Here is a 20225-nt window from a genome sequence, read left to right as displayed (position 1 = left end):
CCGCGCCGTGCGGTCGGATTCGTTGTCGAAAAAGAACGCCCAGGCGCGCGCGAAACCCGCTAACAATACGCGTTGACGCCTATGAACCCGAATCTTCCAACGACGGCCGGCATCAAACTTCTGCATACGCCGGGGCCCACTCATGTGCCGGACCTCGTGCGCAACGCGATGAGCGCGCAGCCGTTCGATCTGAACGACCCGCGCCTGACCGCGGTGGTCGAAAACTGCGAGCGCGGCCTGCAACGGCTGCTCAACACGAAGCACGCCGACGTGATCATGTACACCGCAAACGGCCACGGCGCGTGGGAAGCCGCGATCGTCAACCTGCTGCCGCCAGGCGGCAAGGTGCTGGTCGCGGGTACCGGCCACTTCAGCGAAACGTGGGCGCAAGCGGCGGAAGGCTGCGGCGCACACGCGATTCGCACCGAAGCGCGCGCCGGCTCGCCGATCGACCCGAGCCTGATCGAAGCCGCGCTGCGCGAGGACAAGGCGCACGAGATCATCGCGGTGTTCGCGGTTCAGACCGATACGTCGACTGGTGTAACGAGCGATATCCGGAAGGTGAGGCAAGCGATGGACCGCGCGCAACACCCTGCGCTGCTGGTCGTCGACGTAGTCGCGTCGCTTGCCGCGACACCGTTCGAGATGGATGCGTGGGGCGTGAACGTCGCGATCGGCGCGTCGCAAAAAGCGTTGATGCTGCCGCCAGGCATGTCGTTTACCGCCGTCGACGAAAAAGCGCTGAACGTCGCGCGCGATAACCGCACCCCTCGCGTGTACTGGGACTGGATTACGCGCAAGAGCCCGATCGGCTACCGCAAATTTGGCGGCACGCCGCCCGAAAGCCATCTGATGGGACTTGAAGTGGCACTCAGGCTAATCGAAAGCGAAGGCTACGAAGCGGTGTTCGCACGGCACGCGCGTATCGCGCGCGCGGTCCACGCGGCCGTCGAACGATGGAGCGAGCATGGCGCGCTTTGGCTGATGGTGAAGGACCCGTCCGCACGCTCGACGTCGATCACCGCGATCGGCGTGCGGGAAAACATCGATCCGGCTGAAATCTATACGGTCGCACGCGAGCGCTTCCATATCGGCCTCGCGGGCGGCCTCGGACCGCATGCGGGCAAGCTCTTTCGCATCGGGCATCTGGGCGACATCAACGAGGCGATGATTCTCGGCTGTCTATCCGGCGTTGACGCGACGCTTCGTCTGCTGAACGTGCCGATCGGCAATGGTGCAATCGAAAGCGCGATCGCGGTGCTTAACGAGCACCTGTTGCCCGCGCGATAACGGCTGATTTCAGGTTCGCAACGAAAGCCGACGATGAACTCAGACGATCTTGAACTCTTCGCGCACGTCGCCAAGGCGGGCAGCATTTCACGCGCGGCGATGGAGATGGGCGCCAACCAGTCGACAATCAGCCGCCGCATCGGCATGCTCGAAGCGGAGCTTGGCGTGCGCCTGTTCAGACGCAGTGGCCGCGGTGTATGGCTGACCGAACACGGCGAACAACTGCTCGGCTACGCGACCACACTGGAGCGCACGCTACTCGAAGCGCGCAATGCGATGCGCAACACGGTCGGCTTGGGCCCCTCGCGCTTTTGCATCGCTGCACAGCCTACTATCGCGCGAATCATGTTCGGCAGTCTTGGCCATACGCTGAAGGCGCATTATCCGCACACCCGTGTGCGCTTTGTTGAAGGTTTAGCGAGCCATATTCTCGGCTGGCTTGCGGACGGCGAAGTGGATCTCGCGATCATGTATGTGCCCGAGTATCCGGGCGCGATGCAGTTCGACCCTCTGCTATCGGAGCAGGTCTGCCTTGTCACGCCGCCTGATTTCCCGCAACCCGAAGGCCCGATCGATGTGCGTACGCTCGCCACGGTCCCACTGATTCTGCCGAGCACGCATCACGGCTTGCGCGTGCTGGTCGAATCGATTGCGGCGAAGCACGGTTTTACGCCGGACATCGCGCTCGAATGCGACGGTTCGATTTCGATTACGAAGCGCCTCGTGCTTGCGAATTGCGGATGCACGGTGTTGCCATCCGCATCGGTGATCGAAGAGGTCGCGGCGAAGCGGCTCAAGTGTTATCCGCTGCGGAACCCGGTTATCAAGCGCGATGTCGCGCTCGCGTGGCCGCGGAACCGTGTGATGCCGGATGGACTGTGGGACGTCGCGCATCTGATTCGCGTGCAGGCCGAACAGTTGGTCGGACGTGGCGCATGGCCGGGCACAACGTTGCACGCGACGACCGGCGATCAGAATGCGCGCGAGGGATTGCATACAAGCTAACGGCCAAGGCCACAAGGAGGCGGCTAAACCAAGCCGCCTCGATTGAGCCTTGGACGTAACCTCAGCCGTTCAACCGATTGGTCGGCGTAATCTGCCGCGGGTCCACACGCAGTTCGATCAACGCGGCCACCCCTGCCCGCTGCGCACGTTCAAACGCAGCCGGAAAATCCGCCGTCCGTTCGACACGCTCCGCATGAGCGCCAAAAGCCTTTGCAAACGCAACGAAATCCGGGTTAGCGAGATCGGTGGCCGACACGCGCCCCGGATACTCACGCTCCTGATGCATCCGGATTGTGCCGAGCATGCTGTTGTTCACGACGATCACAATCAACGGCGCGCCGAACTGCACGGCCGTCGCGAGTTCCTGCGGGTACATCATGAAGCAGCCATCGCCGGCGAACGCGACCACAGCCCGCGACGGGTCGCGTAGCTTCGCCGCGATCGCCGCCGGGAACCCATAGCCCATCGCGCCGTTGGTCGGCGCGAGCTCGGTGGCGGGTTGCCTATAGCGATAGAAGCGATGCACCCACACCGTGTAATTGCCCGCGCCGTTCGCGATCACCGCATCGTCGGGCAGCACGTCGTTCAGATGCGCGACCACTTGAGCGAGATCGACGCCATCAATGTCCGCGCTCGGCAGCGACGTCGAATGCGCGACATAGTCGGCACGCGCCGCTTCGGTCCATACGCGCCACGGCGCGATAATTGGATCGAGTTTGTCGAGCGCATGCGCAAATTCACGCATACCGGCATTGATCGGCAAACGCGCCTGATACGTGCGCCCCAATTCCTGCGGGTCCGGGTGAATATGAATCAGCGTCTGCACGGGCACCGGGCTTTGCACGACGGTGTAACCGGACGAAGTCGTTTCAGCGAGCCGCGATCCAACCACAAGCAGCAAATCCGCTTCGCGCGCGCGCTCCGCCAGCTTCGGCGACACCGCGAGCCCAAGCTGCCCGACGTAATGCGGATCGCGATTGTCGAACAGATCCTGACGGCGGAACGACGCGGCCACCGGCAAATTGTTCGCGACAACAAAGCGCTTGAATGCCGCGCTCGAATCCGCATCCCACCCTGTACCACCGACCACGACAAGCGGCCGCTGCGCAGCCGCGAGCAGCGCACGCAATTCCTGCATCGTGTCGGCAGCCGGCGCGGCCTGCGTGACGCGCACCGCCGGCGCATCGTTAACCGCCGCGGACCCGAACAGCACATTCTCCGGCAACGCCACCACCACCGGCCCCGGACGCCCGGACAACGCCACGCTAAACGCCTTCGAAACGATTTCCGGAATCCGCTCGATGCTGTCGATCTCGGTGACCCATTTCGCGAGCCCGCCGAACATCTGCCGGTAGTCGACTTCCTGGAACCCGCCGCGCCCGATAAACCCGCTCTCGACCTGGCCGACGAACAGAATCATCGGCGTCGAATCCTCGCGCGCGGTATGCACGCCGTTGCTCGCATGCGTCGCACCCGGCCCGCGCGTGACGAAGCAGATGCCGGGACGGCCGGTCAGCTTGCCGTACGCGTCGGCCATATTCGATGCGGCGCCCTCGTGACGTGTAACGATCGTACGCACGCGATGGGCGTCATGCAGCGCATCGAGTACCGGCAGATAGCTCTCGCCGGGCACGCAATAAACGGTGTCCACGCCGTTGCGAACGAGCGCGTCGACGAGAATCTTGCCGCCGTTGCGCGTGACAGCTGTGTCAGACATGAACTTCAAGCTCCTTGTTACGGGTTTCCGGAAGGAAGATCGCGACGATAAACACGACCACATACGATGCAGCCGCCCATGTGCCAATCGACGGTGCGAGCCCGAGCGTCAAACTCGTCATGCCGACCGCAGCGGGCACCAGCGAGCCGATACCGCGGCCGAAGTTGTACGAGAAGCCGCCGGCCGTCGCGCGGATATGCGTGGGAAAAAGCTCAGTGAAACACGCACCCATGCCGGACACGATGCCCGACTGGAACAGCCCGAGCGGAAAGCCGAGCACGAGCAGCGCGGACATCGGCAAATGCAGGCGCGTGTACGCGAGCACGGTCAGCGTCGCGCCCGCGGCGGACAGAGCGAACGTCGCACGCCGCCCGATGCCGTCGCTCAGATACGCCATGCCGATATAGCCGCAGAACGAGCCGAAGATGTTCACCGCGAGGTACATCGTCGTCAGATTCACGGTCAGGCTTTGCGTCTCACGCAGGTACGTGACGAGCCACGTGAGGATCGTATAGTTGCCGCCGAGTGCACCGGCCGCCATCAGCGATGCAAGCATGGTGCGCGTGAACATCCCTTGCGAGAAGATCAGCCCGAACGTCTTTATCGTGTTGCTCTTCTCGCGGTAGTGCGCGGCGGCGTCGAACGCGTCGGATTCTTTGATGTTCCGGCGCATCCATAGCACCAGCAGGCCAGGCGCAAGGCCGAGCAGAAACAGCGCGCGCCATGCCAGATGCTCGGGCAGCAGCGTATACAACGCCCAGTACGCAAGCGCGGCGAGCGCGTAGCCGACTGGCCATCCGCTCTGCACCGAACCGACCGCACGGCCGCGAATGCGCTTGTCGACCACTTCGCCGATCAGAATCGCGCCGGCCGCCCACTCGCCGCCAAAACCGATGCCTTGCAAGCTGCGCGTAAACAGCAGCTGATGAAAGCTGTTCGTGAAAGCGGAAAGTCCAGTGAACAGCGAGAACCACAGAATCGCGATCTTCAACACGCGCACGCGGCCAATGCGGTCAGCCAGCAACCCGGCGATCACGCCACCAACCGCGGATGCGACAAGCGCCGAAGTGCCGATCACTCCAGCCTGCGCTTTCGACATGCCCCACGCGCCAAGCAGCGTCGGGATCACGAATGCGAACAGCTGGACATCCATCGCGTCGAGCACCCAGCCGAGAAAGCAAGCCCAGAAAGTGCGGCGCTGGGCGGGCGCCATAGTGCTGTACCACGGCTGCATCAAGTATCTCCGTTGCAAACTGGTTTGCTTATTGTTGTGGTGGGTCCCTCGACGCTACGCGTTTGCAGTTGGCCGCTGCGCGTGCGTTAAGGTGCTCGAAAGTATGACCGCGAATAGCATTCCGGCTCACGGCGCGGTACGCATAGCAGCTATGAATTCTGTGCAATAAGCGGGAAAAGGGCGCGACGGGGCCATCGGAGTGGATGGCCGCCGCGTGGAGATGAGTCGTGAGAAAAGAAAGAGACGGCGAATTCGCCTATGGCCGGATATGGTCGATCGGATTGGACCAGATCAACTCAACCGCAGGTTGACCTGCTTACTGCGCACTCGAAGAAGAAGTCGCGTTTGTCCCGCCTGCACTTGCCATCGCGTGCAGATACTTCAGCAGCGCATCGATATCGGCGTCCGATATCACTGACGATTGAAACCCGATCATGCGCTGCTCTGGCCACGTCCGTACCTTGTGCGGATCGCGAATCAACGCACGCAAGCCGGCATCCTTGAAGTACTGCGTGACGTTCATCGGTTGCCCGAGATCCGGGCCGACGTTGCCGACACCGCCACCGTTCATCTTGTGACACGCGATGCATTGCACGGCAAATACATCGTGGCCGCGCTTGACCTGAGCATCGCCCGCAAACTGCGCCGGCACCGCCAGTTGCGGCCAGCGATGATCTGGGCTTTCAACCAGCGCGATGCGCGTGACCTTATACGGCCATTGCTCGCGACTCACGCCGGAGCGCTCGGGGAATTGCCAGACCAGATAGAACGGGCCCGCCGATGCAGTCTCTTTCGGCAACGCAGGCCAAGGATGCGCAGGATCTTCGACGGCCAACCATGCAACCGCGCCGTCTTTTGCACCACGTTCGACCAGCTTCAGCGGGATCTCGCTGACAAAGCCATCGCTCGCTTGCAGTTCAACGGTATCGAAGTGCGACTCCGGACGATTGCCGAGTAACGCCAGCAGCGGCACCGCATGGTATTCGACCTTATGGTGGTAGATATCGCCGATCACCGTGCCGGTCAACGTGACGTTCCTGTTATCGGGTCTTGCCAGCAAGTCAGCGGCAGTGAAGCTGTGTTCGCCGTCACCGGCCTTCACAACGAGCGTCGGCGCATCGGCATAAGCCCGCGTGCCCATGCCGACGCTGGCCCCAACGCAACACAGCGCAAGCGCTGCAATCTTCACTATGTTTTTCATGGCATTCGGCGCATCGACTGAAAGTGGGGGTTTTGTCGCGCAGCGAGAACACGTCTTCGCGAGATCAACGCGCGTGCACCACAGCGCGGACCGCAACCGATGCACAAGACTCGCGCATCGCAGACAGACAGGCATCAAGCGTGATCGCTTTTCGCCGAGGCGTTTCTTTTAAACGCTTGATGCCAATGTTTATTCCGATGTGACAGGCAGCGCGTAACCGTTCGGCGCGCTTCACGACGCTTCGCGCACGGCCGTTGTCGAGCAGCCGCTCACGGTAGGCTATCCGCACCGTTGTTGCAGCGAACCGCTGTGACGATAGCGTCCTCACTGCCGGTCAGCGCATCGACCACCGCGTTGATACCAACCGGAGCCTCACCGGTGTCGACACGGCCGCCCCACACCTGGTCGCGCAGCGACAACGCGGACGATGCCTCGATGCGCGCGGCGCGCACTTCATGCCAAAGCGCCGCGGTGCCCGCCACCGTGAGCACGACTGCACCGGCCGCACCCCAACCAAGCAAACGCTGAATACAGGTCTTGCCCTTCTGCCGCAAAACCGGACTGACTTGATAGATCAACATTTCCCGACTCCACTGCAACGCAATTGACTGGCAGGCAACGCGCCCGCCGCCATGCATTTGCAAAAAACGGGCGAGGGGTGGCCAATTTGAACGGGTGCGTTACGCGGCGGGCGTGAGCGGCGACATGAAGGAGTTCGACCGAGGTGACAGCGACCGCAAACCGTCTTGTGTTCAACAACAGTCCGCAATGCAGTGTTGGGGCGCTGCACACACACCTGACCGTTGAGGTTAGCCCGCGTCGCCGCACGGCGATGTTCAGTTTCACCGGCCGTTGAGAAGCCCGTCCTGACATGCAATTGCGACATCCAGCCGGGGCGCGAACTGTTTCAATCCGGTGTTGAACGTCCGCGTATGACCGTGGTGAAAAACGCGAATACGGACGAATCCGCGTCAAGGAGTGCAGGGTGAACCTCAACCAGCATGCGACCGCAGCTGCAATCGCAGCAGTGCTATTCGCCGCTTTGCCCGGCCATGCATACGGTCAGGCGTCGCGCGACGACGGTGCGTCGCTACCGGAAGAACGTTCGATCGGGCACATCGAGGCGGTCCACGAGTTCTACGGCGCGATGCCGTCAGGCGTCGCGAAGGCGCCGAACGGGCGGCTCTTCGTCAACTATCCGCATTGGGGCGACGATGTGCCCTATAGCGTCGGGGAGATTGTCGGCGGTCACGTCGTGCCGTATCCGAATGAGCAGATCAATCGGCCCGACCCGACGCATCCGGCCACGAGCCTGCTGAGCGTGCAGAACATCGTCGCGGACTATCGCAACCGGCTGTGGATTCTCGATACCGCCGCGCCGAAATACACGCCGCCGGTACAAGGCGGCGCAAAGCTCGTCGCGGTCGATATGACCACCAACAAGGTTGTGAAGACAATCATCTTCAAGCCGAACGTGTTGCTGCCGATGTCGTATATCGACGACGTGCAGTTCGATTTCCGCTACGGCAAAGAAGGCTTCGCATACCTGTCCGATTCATCGCCGTCGGGCCCCGGCGGAATCATCGTTGTCGATCTCGCGAGTGGCGACGCGTGGCGCACACTCGAAGCGCATCCGTCGACCCAGGGCGACCCGTCGTTTGTTCCCGTCGTGGAAGGCATCGAGATGATGGAAGACGGCCCTGACGGCAGGCCACAACCGGTGCGTGTCGCGGCAGATGGACTTGCGCTTTCCCCGGACGGCGACATTCTCTATTTTTCGCCGATGACGAGCCGTCACCTGTATTCGGTCGCAACCAGGTTTCTGCGGGACCGCAACGCAGAAGACGGCGAAGTGGAAGCGAGCGTGCGCGACCTCGGCGAAAAAGGCGCATCGGACGGCATCACCTCCGATGCGAGCGGCGCGGTCTACGCCGGTGACTACGAGCGCAACAGCATCCGTAAGATGCTGCCCGATGGTACATGGGTGACGATCGCGCATGACCCGCGCATTCTGTGGCCGGATACGCTATCGATCGGCACCGACGGCTATTTGTATTTCACCGCGAATCAGTTGAACCGGCAGGCGCAGTTCAATCATGGCCGCGATCTGCGCAAGAAGCCGTACACGCTGTTTCGCATCAAGATCAACGCACAGCCGCTGGAACTGAAGCCTTAAAAACGCATGCTTCATTCTTCTTCAGTAGCGGTTGCGGTTTCTTTCGTCGAATCTTAGTCAGCGGGCAGCGCGCGGTCTGCTCGTCATGCTGATGCTTGAAATACCGATGCCCGCGCCGCTGGTGACATCGGCATGGCGGCCGCCTGGGCAAACCATGTTCGCGTGCCCGCAAGGCGCGTATCGATTTGTTTGTCGTCAGTCAGTGTCGGCACTTCAAAGCCCGCTGCGCATCTTTTTGGTGAATGTGGTCGGACCACGTGCACCGCCGCTTTGCGTATGCATCGCGCCAGCCGTTTGCCTCGTATGCATCGCTTGCTCATGTCGAATCGGTGAAATGCAGTCGCGGGTCCGGACTACCCAATGCCGGCTCCCCGCGCCCGCAAAGCAGAACCCTCGAATTGCAGCTGAACTTAGCCGATTCATGTGGCGAATCGGTGTCGGGTTGTGAGTACCTTTTTGTCACGCCGTTTCGCGTGCTCGCGTCACCGGCCACTACATCGCCGCATCCCGAATCGGCTCACCTTTCCATTGGCATGCCGCCATCTTTGACTGGCGCGTCATCCTTTCATCCGTTCAACAACTTCACGTTCTGACGCGTATTTCGTTTCCTCGGAATAAAGCCTCCCTTGATGCTGTTTTCGAGAAGCTGAGCATTTGCAGAGATTTGCTAGGAATGCACAGCATGTGTGTCATCCCCCGGTGCCGACGCAGTTGGTTAGGCATACATGCAAGCCATTGCGCTGCAAAAAATGGCCGTAATAATCAAAACACTTCAGAACAGGAGCATCTCGTGATCAATAAAAACACCCTTCGCGCTGCCGCCTTGGCAGCATCGTTAGCGCTTGGTCTTGCTGCGTGCGGCGGCAACGATGACCACCACGACAACAACTCGTCACAAGTGACGACCTTCAACGAAACGCTGCTCGACTCGGATGGCAGCGTCGCTAACACGAAACCGGATCCGGACCTGCAGAACGGCTGGGGCGTGACCTTCAACCCGACCGCGACGATGTGGGTCTCCGATAACAATGCTCATAAATCGTCGCTGTTCGATGGCAACGGCAACGTGCAGTCGCTGGTCGTGTCGATTCCGGACGGCGCGGCCGGCCCCGCGGGTCCGACAGGCATCATCTTCAACCCGACGACCGACTTCTCGATCACCTCGAACGGCGCAACCAGCAACGCCGTCTTTATCTGGGCCACCGATGCAGGCACGATTGCCGCGTGGTCGCCGAAGGTGCTGCCGACCGAAGCCGTGACAGCGTTTGACGATGCCGTCAACAACGGCGGCGCGAACTATAAAGGCATCACGATGGTGACCATCGGTGGTGAGAACCGGTTGTACGCAACGGACTTCCACAACGCGAAGGTCGACACGTTCGACGCGCAGTTCAACAAGATCGCACCGGCTGCCAATCAGTTCGTCGACCCCAATATGCCGGCAGGCTTCGCGCCGTTCGGTATCCAGCACATCGGCAATAGCGTGTTCGTTACTTATGCGCAGCAGAATGCAGCGAAGAATGCTCAGGTGGTCGGCGACGGCCTCGGCGTGCTTGACGAATTCGATCTGAGTGGGAACTTCGTGCGCCGCATCGTCAGTAACGGTGGCGTGCTGAATGCGCCGTGGGGCATCGTGCTCGCGCCGGCTAACTTTGGGCCGCAATCGGGCATGCTGCTGGTCGGTAACTTCGGTTCGGGCTTTATCGAAGTGTTCAACCCGACCACCGGCCAGGATATGGGCAAGCTGATGCTCGGCAATGGCCAGCCGTTCCAGCAGTCGGGTCTGTGGGGCATGAGCTTCGGCAATAACGTCGATAACCAACCGAGCAACACGATCTTCTTCGCCGCAGGACCGAGCAAGACGACCGGCGTGTTCGGCCGGATCGATCCGGTCACCACCACCCACTAAGCATCGCGCGCGGCGGCCATGCTGCCGCGCTGACGCTCAATCTGCAAATGAGTAGTTGGCGCGCAGCAGGGTCTCCAGATGTTCGCCGTATGTCTTGGGCTGCGGCTTGCAAGCGCACATCGGCTCGGTCATCGACGCGACGGGCATCACGCGTGTGTTCAGTCCGCAGTCGTAGAAGAAGCCGACCGAATAGCGTGATTTTTCTGGATGATTGATTACGCGGTGCGGCGTCGCCTTCAGTGTGCCGCCGCTCCATGCTTCCATCACTTGCCCGGTGTTCAGCACAAGTGCGTGCGGGATGATGGGCACGTCGAACCAGCTACCGTCAGCGGCCTTGATCTGCAGGCCGCCGACGTCGTCTTGCGCGATAAAGGTCAGGCAGCCGTAGTCGGTGTGCGGCGCGGAGCCGAATTGATTTGCGTCACGCGCAGCCAGCGCCGGATAGTGCAGCAAGCGCAAAATCGGGTTCGGCATTTCGTAGTAGCGGTCCAGACCGTCACGCGGCAAACCGACCATGCATGAGAAGCAGCGGACAATCGCTTCGCCGACCCGCGTCATTGCCGCGCGGTAGCGTCGCACTGCAATCTCGAACTCCTTGGGTTCCGTCGGCCATACCTGATAGCCACCCATTGCGGAACCGGACCACTGTCTCCACAAGCTCTCATCGAGTTCGTTCAGCACGATAAACGACTCGCTGTAGTTTGGCTTGCGCGCGGAACCCAATGTCGAGCGGATCAACGTCGACGTGTTAAGCGGCAAGTAGCCGCGCAGATTCGCGCCGTAGCGGTATGCGAGTTTCTTTTCGAGCGGCAGCGCGTAGAAACGCGCCGATGCCGTGAACAGATCGTCCATCATCCGCGCCGGCACGCCGTGGCCGGTCAGAATTGAAAAGCCTACCGTCGAGTGCGCGTCGTATAGCTGCTCCATCACCTGATCCCATCCGTTGGGGTCGTCTTCGTAGAGCGCTGAAATATCGATAACAGGTACCTGCATGATGACCTCCGTCCAGTGACGCTTGTCTTGGATTTAGCGTATGCGCGGAAAGTGAGGAAAGAATGAGGGATCCGTCCGATGCTTTGTAAGTTCGTGAATGCCCGACCGTGCTTCGCTTGCGCAGCCAGGCGAAGCCTTACAAGAAGGATAACTACTTGCACGCGCTTTCCAACGGTATGGCGCTTTACCGCTACGACAACCTGTCGCGGCCTGGCCAATTCAAAGGAGCATTCATGCCTGGAATTCTCAAGCACGCCGACGGCTCGATCGTTGAACTGCGGACCTTCAAGCGGTTTATCAACGCATTCGCGCGCGAAGTGCTGCTTCCGGGGGACGCGGGCTACGATTTCGCGCGCACGCTGTGGAACGCGAGTATCGATAAACGCCCGGGGTTGATCGCTCGATGTGCGTCGACGGCTGATGTCACGCGCGTTGTTACATTCGCGCGTATCAACAATCTATCGCTTGCTATCATGGGTGGCGGACACAACGTTGCAGGCCACGCGCTTTGCGACGATGGCATCGTGATCGATCTGTCGCCGATGAAGCAAGTTACCGTTGATGCGCCGTCGCGTACCGTTACTGTTCAGGCGGTGAATGTCGTCAACGTGTACACGCCGATCGGAAACGTGAAGCCCCACCAGCCCATGTTCCACGCGGGCTTGCAAACTGTACGCAAGTATTAGATGGGTCTGCCCATTCTCTTTGCAGTTGCTATGCAATGCGCGGCGCAAGCGTCGCGTTGTACGCGCTGTCGTCATCCACCTATACTGCTTCGGACAGACTCAGACTCGAGACTCGCCCGATGGAGGACACCTGATGGAACGCGAAACATTCGTCGCAGCGCTCACGCAAGAAGGATTCACCGAACTCGTCACCGTACGGCGTGACGCAGGCGCGCTCGAAGACCATGCGCATCCTTTCGAAGCGAAAGCATTGATTCTCGCCGGCGAAATTCAGATCCGTACTGGCGGTGACGAGCGGCTTTACCAGATCGGCGATGTGCTTCATCTGCCTGCTAATATGACGCACGCAGAGCGCTACGGTCCACAGGGCGTCACTTACCTGGTAGGGCGAAAATAACGCGGATTCTTTTAGAATAACGTTCGATTCAATCTCAAGGAGACCCCGGCATGGCATACGGCGAACACAAATACAAAATCACAGTGGAATGGACCGGCAACAAAGGAACCGGCACATCAGGCTACCGCGACTACAGCCGCGACCATATCATCCGCTCGGGCAGCAAACCGGACATCCCCGGTTCATCGGATGCCGCATTTCTCGGCGATGCGGCGCGGTGGAGTCCCGAAGACCTGTTCGTTGCGGCAACCTCGGCATGTCACAAGCTATGGTATCTGCACCTGTGCGCGGAAGCGGGCATCACCGTGCTCGCGTATGTCGACGAAGCGCAAGGCACGATGCTCGATAGCCGCGAAAAAGGACACTTTACGCAGATCGTGCTGCGCCCACGCGTAACCATTCGCGCCGGCGACGATCGCGAGCGCGCAGAGAGCCTGCACCACACCGCACATGAGAAATGCTATGTGGCGAACTCGGTCAACTTCGCGATTTTGTGCGAACCGACAATCGAGTTTTCTTCTTCGCGTTGAACAAGCGGGCGGCGGCAATGCGCAATCAACCTCACATTGCCGCCCTTTTCACCCGGTTGCACGAACAACCAATGGCTGGCTACCCGCCAGATCAGTCGTTCGAGTGATGCGGACCATTATGGCCATGGTCATGATGACCATGATCTTGATCATCGTCATCATCACCGCCGGTCACAAAGCTGCATGAATTGGCTTTACCGTGACCTTGACTGTTCCCATCTTCGAAGCGGTCGCGGCCAGTGAAATGCTGCGGCACAAAATCCGGCAGATCGCTCTTATCCACCGCGAACACAAAGAACTGGTTCGGATTGGCAACACCGTTCGGATGCAGGCTGTCAGTGACCGTGCCGACGAAGTCGTTGTCGTTCGCGATCAGCAACGTATGCTTGCGCACGCCCTTAACGGTAATATCCGGACCGAACGTCAGGCTCTCGAGCTTCGCCGGAATATCGTTCGCGTTGATGCCGTGCTGGTTTAGCACCGTCACTACATCGAGAAACAGCGTCTTTTGCAGCGCGAGCGCCTTCAGGTTGTCATTGCCGCTCGTGTTGCTCACATCCGCCGCATCGTCCAGATCGATGCGAAACACCTTCTTGAAAGCCGCAGCCGAACCGTCGCCGAGACCGTGCCCATCGCGTTCGTCCATCAGCAGCACATGGTCGTTGACCGCAACCACATCGCTGATCGTTGGGAAATTCGGCTTTGCCGCCGTGCCGATATTCGTGAGCGGATACGCGAACTGCTGCGCCTTGCCGGTGCGCAAATCGATACGCAGAATGCGCGTGAACCCACCATTGGTGCCGCCGTCCTGCAGCAGCGGGCTTTGCATCGCACCGAACAGCGTCTTGCCATCCGGCGAGATCGCGAGCCCTTCCATCCCCTTGTTCGCGACGCGGCCCGACATGTTCTGGCTGATCTCCGTACTGCCAACCGGGCTAAGCGTCGACACCGCAAACGCGCTCGGCACCTTGATCACGTCGACACGCTGGCCCGTCCGGCGATCGAAGCGATAGATGTATGGACCGTACTCGTCTGAAATAAACACGCTATCGCCATCGTTCGCGACGCGAATGCTCTCCGGATCGAAGCGCGCATCGAGCGGAAACGTCGACACGTGCGCCGGATCGAAGTTGTCCGAGCGGCCGGTGAAGTAATTCGTGTGATGTGTGCGATTGAGCTTCGGTGCGCCCGGCGGCACGTTTTCCGCTGCGCCGCTGCCGTACACGAGGTGGTCATCCGTATGCAACAGCGTCGTGTCGGTCAGCGTCGGCGTCAGCACGAACGGCAGATCCGCGTTGGCGGGTGCCGCCGCGAGCTGCAGCCGCAGCGTCTGGAAGCGATTGATGTACGACGCTGTGTCGTCGATCGCTGCGTTATACGAAATCGCATTCGGGCCGCGATCGGGGACCGCGACGAACGTATTGCAGCCGGCATAGCTCATGCCCGAACCGATGCCGCCCAACAGGTTGCCGGCCGCGCCATTTTCGAGCGGCGCCGCGGTTTCGCTCGACAGGTCGCCGATCAACCCGCTGATCTGGCCTTTCGCAATGAGATCGACGCCGGCGTGGGCCGTCGATGCTGCGAACAGTGAAGCGATGAGAGTGAACGCAAACGGTCTGGATTTCGACATCCGGTATCTCCTTTGGGGGTGGATCTGCTCGAGGTTGCGGCGCCGCAAAAACGGCGCCGTGCGAACGGAAGACCTTTATTGATTGCCCCGGAAATACTCAGTAACTTTCGTGTCACGAAGGTGACATTGCAGGCACGAAAAAAGCTTGTAGCGCGGGTTTTCGCACAGACCGACACCAGTTCGTCAGATCGATCAAACCGGAAACGAAGTGGTCGACAGGATTTCGCGCAACGCGATGAACGATCGTATTTGGCGCACGCCCGGCAAATAGAGCAGCTTCTCCGCATGCAGCTTGTTGAAGCTGTCGTTGTCCCGCGTGCGGATCAGCATGAAGTAGTCGAATTCACCGGTTACGACATGGCACTCCATGCAGCCGGGCACCTTCTGGGCAAGGCGCTCGAATTCCTCGAATGATTCGGGCGTTGACCGGTCAAGCACTACGCCAATCCACACCAGCATGCCCGCATCGAGCCTTTTCGGATCGAGCAGCGCTACCGTCGAACGGATGTAGCCGGTGCTCTTCAGCCGTTCGACACGGCGCAAACACGCCGGCGCACTCAGGTTCACCTTAGCCGCGAGTGCGACATTCGAGATCGACGCGTCGCGCTGCAACTGCCGCAAAATCGCGCGATCCACGCGGTCGATCTCAAGGCTTTCCTGCTGGGACGCTGCGCGGACTGACGGTTTTTTCATTGCGTGAAAGCGCCATTTGAAGAAATATAGTTAAGCTGGTTACGGCTTTCTCGCTTTAAAACTACGCAAGGCGACTCATCTTTGCAAGCTCATTTTCGAGATGATTTCCTAGCATGTAGCCCATCATCCCGAGAGGAAGGAGTCCGGCAATGGACTTGCGACGTTTCCCGCGTTATTCGCTGACCTTTGGTCCGACGCCGATCGTTCCGTTAAAGCGCCTGAGCGCGCATCTCGGCGGCAAGGTGTCGCTATACGCGAAGCGCGAGGACTGCAATAGCGGTCTCGCATTCGGCGGCAACAAGACGCGCAAGCTCGAGTACCTGATTCCGGAAGCGCTCGAACAGGGCTGCGACACACTGGTGTCGATCGGTGGCATTCAGTCGAACCAGACGCGCCAGGTGGCCGCGGTCGCCGCGCATCTGGGCATGAAGTGCGTGCTGGTGCAGGAGAACTGGGTCGACTATTCGGACGCGGTATATGACCGCGTCGGCAATATCCAGATGTCGCGCATCATGGGTGCGGATGTGCGGCTCGTGCCGGACGGTTTCGACATCGGCATTCGCAAGAGCTGGGAAGACGCGATGGACAGCGTGCGCGCCGCGGGCGGCAAGCCGTTTCCGATTCCCGCCGGCTGCTCCGAACATCCGCTCGGCGGACTCGGCTTTGTCGGTTTCGCGGAGGAGGTGCGACAGCAGGAAGAGGCGCTCGGGTTCAAGTTCGACTATATCGTCGTCTGTTCGGTGACCGGCAGCACACAGGCGGGAATGGTGGTCGGGTTCGCGGCCGACGGTCGAGCACGCCGCGTGATTGGCATTGACGCGTCGGCGACCCCTGAAAAAACGCATGCGCAGATCACACGCATTGCGAAGCATACGGCGGAGTTAGTCGGTCTCGCGCAGCCGATCCATGAAAACGACGTTATTCTGGATACACGCTTCGCGGGACCTGCGTACGGCTTGCCGAATGAAGGCACGCTGGACGCGATCCGGCTGTGCGCAAGAATGGAAGGCGTGCTCACCGATCCGGTTTACGAAGGCAAATCGATGGATGCGATGATCCAGATGGTGCGCAATGATGAATTCGCTCCAGGGTCGAAAGTGCTATACGCGCATCTGGGCGGCGTACCCGCACTGAATGCATACAGCTTTCTGTTCCGCAATGGTTAAGCCCCATCAGAACGCACTGTTTAACAGCACCAACTTTCGTTTTTCTTGCATTTAAAGGCCGGCTTGACGAATCAAGCCGGCCTTTGGTGTATCGATAGCCGTCAATCACGTCTTAACGTGACAACACCAACGTATCCCTCCCCCATACGTCGTTTCGCACCTGTCGGGACGTTTGTATAGCTATTCCGCGGTTATCCCGTGCTGTATCGTCAATTGGTCTTTTGCACCGGGTTCACGCGCGCCAGTCAGCCGGTCAATCGCGCGTTGCGATCGCGCACTCAGCAGTCGCTTCATCCGGTCTTCCCACCCGACAGCCAATTTCCGTTGAAAGGAGCTAGACGATGAGCAACGTTCGAACCGAGTCTGACAGCATGGGCGAAGTCGCCGTGCCGGCCGACAAGCTATGGGGCGCGCAAACGCAGCGCTCGCTCGAACATTTTCATATTGGCCACGATCTGATTCCGCGCGAAATGATCACCGCGTACGCGACGCTGAAAAAAGCGGCCGCGAATGCGAATCTCGCCGGCAAGCGGCTCGACCCGGCCGCACACAAGCTGATTGCACAGGCATGCGACGAAATTCTGGACGGACAGCATCACGACATGTTCCCGCTGCACGTGTGGATGACCGGCAGCGGCACGCAGTTCAACATGAACGTCAACGAGGTGATTTCGAACCGCTGCTGCCAGCTCGCCGGCACGCCGCTCGCCAGCAAGCATCCGGTGCATCCGAACGATCACGTGAACATGTCGCAGTCGTCGAACGACTCGTTTCCATCGGCGATGTACATTGCCGCAGCCGTCAATACGACGGAGCGGCTGATCCCCGCGGTTCGTCAACTGCACGATGCGATCGACGCGAAGGCCACGGAATGGGTCGACATCGTGAAGATCGGCCGCACGCATATGCAGGATGCAACACCGCTGACGCTCGGGCAGGAATGGTCCGGCTATGCGGGCATGTTGCAGGACAATATCGACAGGCTCGATGCTGCGCTGCAAAGCGTCTATCACCTCGCGCTCGGCGGCACCGCAGTGGGCACCGGCATCAACGCCGCGCCGGGTTTTGCGGAAGCGGTGGCCGACGAGATCGCGAAGCTCACCGGGCTGCCGTTCGTCAGCGCGCCGAACAAGTTCACCGTTCAGGGCGCGCACGATGCACTTATCCATCTTTCCGGCGCGCTGCGAACGCTAGCCGCATCGCTGTACAAGATCGCGAACGATATCCGGCTGATGTCGTGCGGTCCGCGCGCGGGCTTTGCGGAACTGCTGATTCCGGAGAACGAACCCGGCTCGTCGATCATGCCGGGCAAAGTGAATCCGACCCAGGCAGAAGCATTGACGATGATCGCCGTGCAGGTGATGGCGAACGACGTCGCAGTCGGCTTCGGCGGCGCAGGCGGCTACCTCGAGATGAACGTGTACAAGCCGCTGATGATCTACAACATCGCGCAATCGATCACGCTACTCACCGACGGATGCACGAACTTCCGGCGCTTCCTTGTCGAAGGCACGCAGCCGAACCTGAAGAAGATCGGCGAATACGTCGAACGCTCGCTGATGCTCGTCACCGCGCTCGCGCCGGTGATCGGCTACGACAAGGCCTCGAAGATCGCGCACCACGCGATGGATCACGACCAGACGCTCAGGCAAGCGGCGCTTGAACTCGGTTTCGTGACCGAGGAGGAATTCGACCGCATTGTCGATGCGCGCAAGATGGTCAAACCTTATGTCGCTACTGAACAATAAGGAGACTTCGATGAGCACCCAGCAAAGTACGCTTACCGGTTACGACCTTCTGCACTCGCCTCACTTGAACAAGGGCACCGCGTTCACCGACGAAGAGCGGCGCACGCATCACCTGGAAGGACTATTGCCGCCGGGGCATCGCACACTGGAATTGCAGACCGCGCGCGTGCATTCGGAGCTCGCACACCTTGAAACCGACCTGCAGAAGTACCTCTATCTGTCCGATCTTCAGGCGCGCAACGAAACGATGTTCTATGCGACGTTGATGTCGGACCCATCGCGCTTTATGCCCATCGTCTATACGCCGACGGTCGGCGAGGCGTGCCAGAAGTTTGATCACATTTATCGCGGCTCGCGCGGTATGTATCTGCCGATCTCCGCGCGGGGTCGCATCAAGGAACTGCTGCAAAACTGGCCGGAGAAAGATGTGCGGTTTATCGTCGTGACCGACGGCGAACGCATTCTCGGCCTCGGCGACCTTGGCGTCGGCGGGATGGGCATTCCAATCGGCAAGCTGTCGCTTTACACCGCTTGCGCGGGCGTGCCGCCGCAATACTGCATGCCGGTGACGCTGGATGTCGGCACGAACAACCACGAATTGCTCGAAGACCCGCTTTATCTCGGCCTGCGGCATGAGCGCGTGCGCGGTGACCCGTATCACGCGTTCGTCGGCGAATTTATCGATGCGGTGCAGGAGCTATTTCCGAAATGCTGCGTGCAGTGGGAAGACTTCGCGAACTTCAACGCGGTGCCGCTACTTGCGCGCTACAAGGACAAGCTGTGCACGTATAACGACGACATCCAGGGCACAGCCGCAGTCGCGTTGGCCGGCATATTCGGTGCGCTGCGAATTTCCGGTCAGAAGCTGACGGACCAACGCTTCCTGTTCCTGGGCGGCGGATCGGCGGCAACCGGCATTGCCGAATTGATCAGCGAAGCGATGACGCTTGAAGGATTGACGATCGACGAAGCGCGCGCTCGCCACGCGCTATTCGACGTAAACGGGCTGATGGTCAAATCGCGCAGCGACCTTGCCGATTTCCAGAAACCGTTTGCGATTGAACATGCGCCGGTGAATGTTTTCGCCGAAGCGATCAAGACGCTAAAGCCCACCGGCATCATCGGCGTCAGCACGGTGCCCAAGCTGTTCAACCAGCAAGTGATCGAAGCGATGACGGAGATCAACGAACGACCGATCATCTTCCCGTATTCGAACCCGACTTCGCGCTCCGAGTGCACTGCGGAAGAAGCGTACGCGTGGTCGAACGGCAGCGCGATTTTCGCGAGCGGCAGCCCGTTTCCGCCGGTGACGCTTCACGACGGCCGCACATTCGTGCCTGGGCAGGGAAACAATGTCTATATCTTCCCGGCAATGGGCATGGCGGTGTACGCGACCGAAGCGACCCGCGTCACCGAGGAGATGTTTATCGTCGCGGCCAAGGCAGTAGCGGAGCAGGTCTCGGAGGAAAGCCTTGAGACCGGGTTGATCTATCCGCCTCAGGCGAAGATTCTCGATGCGTCGCTGCACGTCGCCGCACGGGTCGCCGAACACATCTTTGACAAAGATCTGGCCCGCGTTCCGCGCCCCGCGGACATCGAAGCGTATATCCGCGAGCGCGCCTATAAATCCGCGTATACAGCGTGATAAAAGCGGCGCCCCTGAGGCGCCGCCGCCGTTTTTCGGATTATTGAAGCGACAGTGAAACGTTAAATATCCTGATAAAAGTCACTGTTGCTTCTCCACATGCTATTTGGGCAATTCATATCCCGCCCTTGAAGTATTCGACTTCATCTACCAGAATGATTTACGAACACTTCGTCTCCGATGGCAACAATTGCTGGCAAGCAGG

17 protein-coding genes are annotated in these 20225 nt (G+C 60.2%); 10 read left to right on the top strand and 7 right to left on the bottom strand.

Annotation, left to right across the window (positions count from 1 at the left end; translation table 11 throughout):
- Positions 1–81: 81 nt before the first annotated feature.
- Both BX592_RS01915 and BX592_RS01910 read left to right on the top strand, forming a co-directional pair.
- Complete coding sequence (locus BX592_RS01915) at positions 82–1290, top strand: pyridoxal-phosphate-dependent aminotransferase family protein (RefSeq protein ID WP_134189938.1); 1209 nt, start codon at positions 82–84, stop codon at positions 1288–1290.
- A 33-nt stretch (positions 1291–1323) separates the two neighbouring features.
- Entirely contained in the window at positions 1324–2295 is a 972-nt protein-coding gene (locus BX592_RS01910) for a LysR family transcriptional regulator (RefSeq protein WP_134189937.1), read from the top strand.
- Between the two features lie 61 nt (positions 2296–2356).
- Here BX592_RS01910 and BX592_RS01905 read toward each other — a convergent pair whose 3' ends face one another.
- The 4 genes from BX592_RS01905 to BX592_RS01890 form a co-directional block, all read right to left on the bottom strand.
- The gene (locus BX592_RS01905; RefSeq protein ID WP_134189936.1) at positions 2357–4012 is read right to left on the bottom strand and encodes a thiamine pyrophosphate-binding protein; all 1656 of its coding nucleotides are present in this window, start codon (positions 4010–4012) and stop codon (positions 2357–2359) included.
- Positions 4005–5246 (bottom strand): MFS transporter, encoded by a 1242-nt coding sequence (locus BX592_RS01900; protein WP_134189935.1) that lies wholly within the window; start codon positions 5244–5246, stop codon positions 4005–4007. The genes BX592_RS01905 and BX592_RS01900 overlap by 8 nt, the downstream gene beginning before the upstream one ends.
- A 316-nt stretch (positions 5247–5562) precedes the next feature.
- On the bottom strand, positions 5563–6447 hold the full coding sequence (locus BX592_RS01895; RefSeq protein WP_166676293.1) for a c-type cytochrome: 885 nt from the start codon (positions 6445–6447) through the stop codon (positions 5563–5565).
- Positions 6448–6716: 269 nt separating this feature from the next.
- Positions 6717–7028, bottom strand: coding sequence for a hypothetical protein (locus BX592_RS01890; protein ID WP_134189933.1), 312 nt, complete (start codon positions 7026–7028; stop codon positions 6717–6719).
- 404 nt (positions 7029–7432) lie between these two features.
- Here BX592_RS01890 and BX592_RS01885 point away from each other — a divergent pair, with 404 nt between their 5' ends.
- Both BX592_RS01885 and BX592_RS01875 read left to right on the top strand, forming a co-directional pair.
- Positions 7433–8623 carry a major royal jelly family protein gene (locus tag BX592_RS01885; protein WP_243849242.1) on the top strand — a complete coding sequence of 397 codons (1191 nt, stop codon included), beginning with the start codon at positions 7433–7435 and terminating at the stop codon, positions 8621–8623.
- A gap of 823 nt (positions 8624–9446) precedes the next feature.
- Positions 9447–10532 (top strand): TIGR03118 family protein, encoded by a 1086-nt coding sequence (locus BX592_RS01875; RefSeq protein WP_243849241.1) that lies wholly within the window; start codon positions 9447–9449, stop codon positions 10530–10532.
- 36 nt (positions 10533–10568) lie between these two features.
- Here BX592_RS01875 and BX592_RS01870 read toward each other — a convergent pair whose 3' ends face one another.
- On the bottom strand, positions 10569–11525 hold the full coding sequence (locus tag BX592_RS01870) for an isopenicillin N synthase family dioxygenase (protein WP_134189930.1): 957 nt from the start codon (positions 11523–11525) through the stop codon (positions 10569–10571).
- A gap of 233 nt (positions 11526–11758) precedes the next feature.
- Between BX592_RS01870 and BX592_RS01865 the strand changes: the two genes are divergently transcribed.
- From BX592_RS01865 to BX592_RS01855, 3 genes are all read left to right on the top strand, one after another.
- Positions 11759–12211 carry an FAD-binding oxidoreductase gene (locus BX592_RS01865; protein ID WP_134189929.1) on the top strand — a complete coding sequence of 151 codons (453 nt, stop codon included), beginning with the start codon at positions 11759–11761 and terminating at the stop codon, positions 12209–12211.
- Positions 12212–12344: 133 nt separating this feature from the next.
- Complete coding sequence (locus tag BX592_RS01860) at positions 12345–12608, top strand: cupin domain-containing protein (RefSeq protein ID WP_134189928.1); 264 nt, start codon at positions 12345–12347, stop codon at positions 12606–12608.
- Between the two features lie 50 nt (positions 12609–12658).
- A complete protein-coding gene (locus BX592_RS01855) occupies positions 12659–13138 on the top strand; it encodes an OsmC family protein (RefSeq protein ID WP_134189927.1) in 480 nt (159 codons plus the stop codon).
- Positions 13139–13229: 91 nt separating this feature from the next.
- On the opposite strand, the gene BX592_RS01850 is transcribed toward BX592_RS01855, so the two are convergent.
- Positions 13230–14768, bottom strand: a complete 1539-nt coding sequence (locus BX592_RS01850; protein WP_134189926.1) for an esterase-like activity of phytase family protein — start codon at positions 14766–14768, stop codon at positions 13230–13232.
- Positions 14769–14960: 192 nt separating this feature from the next.
- The gene (locus tag BX592_RS01845; protein ID WP_134189925.1) at positions 14961–15461 is read right to left on the bottom strand and encodes an Lrp/AsnC family transcriptional regulator; all 501 of its coding nucleotides are present in this window, start codon (positions 15459–15461) and stop codon (positions 14961–14963) included.
- Positions 15462–15610: 149 nt separating this feature from the next.
- Here BX592_RS01845 and BX592_RS01840 point away from each other — a divergent pair, with 149 nt between their 5' ends.
- From BX592_RS01840 to BX592_RS01830, 3 genes are all read left to right on the top strand, one after another.
- Positions 15611–16627 carry a 1-aminocyclopropane-1-carboxylate deaminase gene (locus tag BX592_RS01840; RefSeq protein ID WP_134189924.1) on the top strand — a complete coding sequence of 339 codons (1017 nt, stop codon included), beginning with the start codon at positions 15611–15613 and terminating at the stop codon, positions 16625–16627.
- Positions 16628–16968: 341 nt separating this feature from the next.
- Positions 16969–18375 (top strand): class II fumarate hydratase, encoded by a 1407-nt coding sequence (fumC, locus tag BX592_RS01835; protein WP_134189923.1) that lies wholly within the window; start codon positions 16969–16971, stop codon positions 18373–18375.
- 10 nt (positions 18376–18385) lie between these two features.
- The gene (locus BX592_RS01830; protein ID WP_134189922.1) at positions 18386–20020 is read left to right on the top strand and encodes an NAD-dependent malic enzyme; all 1635 of its coding nucleotides are present in this window, start codon (positions 18386–18388) and stop codon (positions 20018–20020) included.
- Positions 20021–20225 lie beyond the last annotated feature (205 nt).

The sequence above is a fragment of the Paraburkholderia rhizosphaerae genome, from assembly GCF_004366595.1.
Taxonomy (GTDB): domain Bacteria; phylum Pseudomonadota; class Gammaproteobacteria; order Burkholderiales; family Burkholderiaceae; genus Paraburkholderia; species Paraburkholderia rhizosphaerae.
Note: the sequence above shows the minus strand (reverse complement) of the source record. Positions and strands in the feature narration are given on the sequence as shown.

What these genes read in the sequence shown, in the direction of transcription:
- BX592_RS01855 (WP_134189927.1), top strand. Translation starts at nt 12,659, where the DNA reads ATGGCATACGGCGAACACAAATACAAAATCACAGTGGAATGGACCGGC.
- fumC (WP_134189923.1), top strand. Translation starts at nt 16,969, where the DNA reads ATGAGCAACGTTCGAACCGAGTCTGACAGCATGGGCGAAGTCGCCGTG.
- BX592_RS01850 (WP_134189926.1), bottom strand. Translation starts at nt 14,768, where the DNA reads ATGTCGAAATCCAGACCGTTTGCGTTCACTCTCATCGCTTCACTGTTC.
- BX592_RS01895 (WP_166676293.1), bottom strand. Translation starts at nt 6,447, where the DNA reads ATGAAAAACATAGTGAAGATTGCAGCGCTTGCGCTGTGTTGCGTTGGG.
- BX592_RS01865 (WP_134189929.1), top strand. Translation starts at nt 11,759, where the DNA reads ATGCCTGGAATTCTCAAGCACGCCGACGGCTCGATCGTTGAACTGCGG.
- BX592_RS01910 (WP_134189937.1), top strand. Translation starts at nt 1,324, where the DNA reads ATGAACTCAGACGATCTTGAACTCTTCGCGCACGTCGCCAAGGCGGGC.
- BX592_RS01890 (WP_134189933.1), bottom strand. Translation starts at nt 7,028, where the DNA reads ATGTTGATCTATCAAGTCAGTCCGGTTTTGCGGCAGAAGGGCAAGACC.
- BX592_RS01915 (WP_134189938.1), top strand. Translation starts at nt 82, where the DNA reads ATGAACCCGAATCTTCCAACGACGGCCGGCATCAAACTTCTGCATACG.
- BX592_RS01900 (WP_134189935.1), bottom strand. Translation starts at nt 5,246, where the DNA reads ATGCAGCCGTGGTACAGCACTATGGCGCCCGCCCAGCGCCGCACTTTC.
- BX592_RS01830 (WP_134189922.1), top strand. Translation starts at nt 18,386, where the DNA reads ATGAGCACCCAGCAAAGTACGCTTACCGGTTACGACCTTCTGCACTCG.
- BX592_RS01870 (WP_134189930.1), bottom strand. Translation starts at nt 11,525, where the DNA reads ATGCAGGTACCTGTTATCGATATTTCAGCGCTCTACGAAGACGACCCC.
- BX592_RS01905 (WP_134189936.1), bottom strand. Translation starts at nt 4,012, where the DNA reads ATGTCTGACACAGCTGTCACGCGCAACGGCGGCAAGATTCTCGTCGAC.
- BX592_RS01845 (WP_134189925.1), bottom strand. Translation starts at nt 15,461, where the DNA reads ATGAAAAAACCGTCAGTCCGCGCAGCGTCCCAGCAGGAAAGCCTTGAG.
- BX592_RS01860 (WP_134189928.1), top strand. Translation starts at nt 12,345, where the DNA reads ATGGAACGCGAAACATTCGTCGCAGCGCTCACGCAAGAAGGATTCACC.
- BX592_RS01840 (WP_134189924.1), top strand. Translation starts at nt 15,611, where the DNA reads ATGGACTTGCGACGTTTCCCGCGTTATTCGCTGACCTTTGGTCCGACG.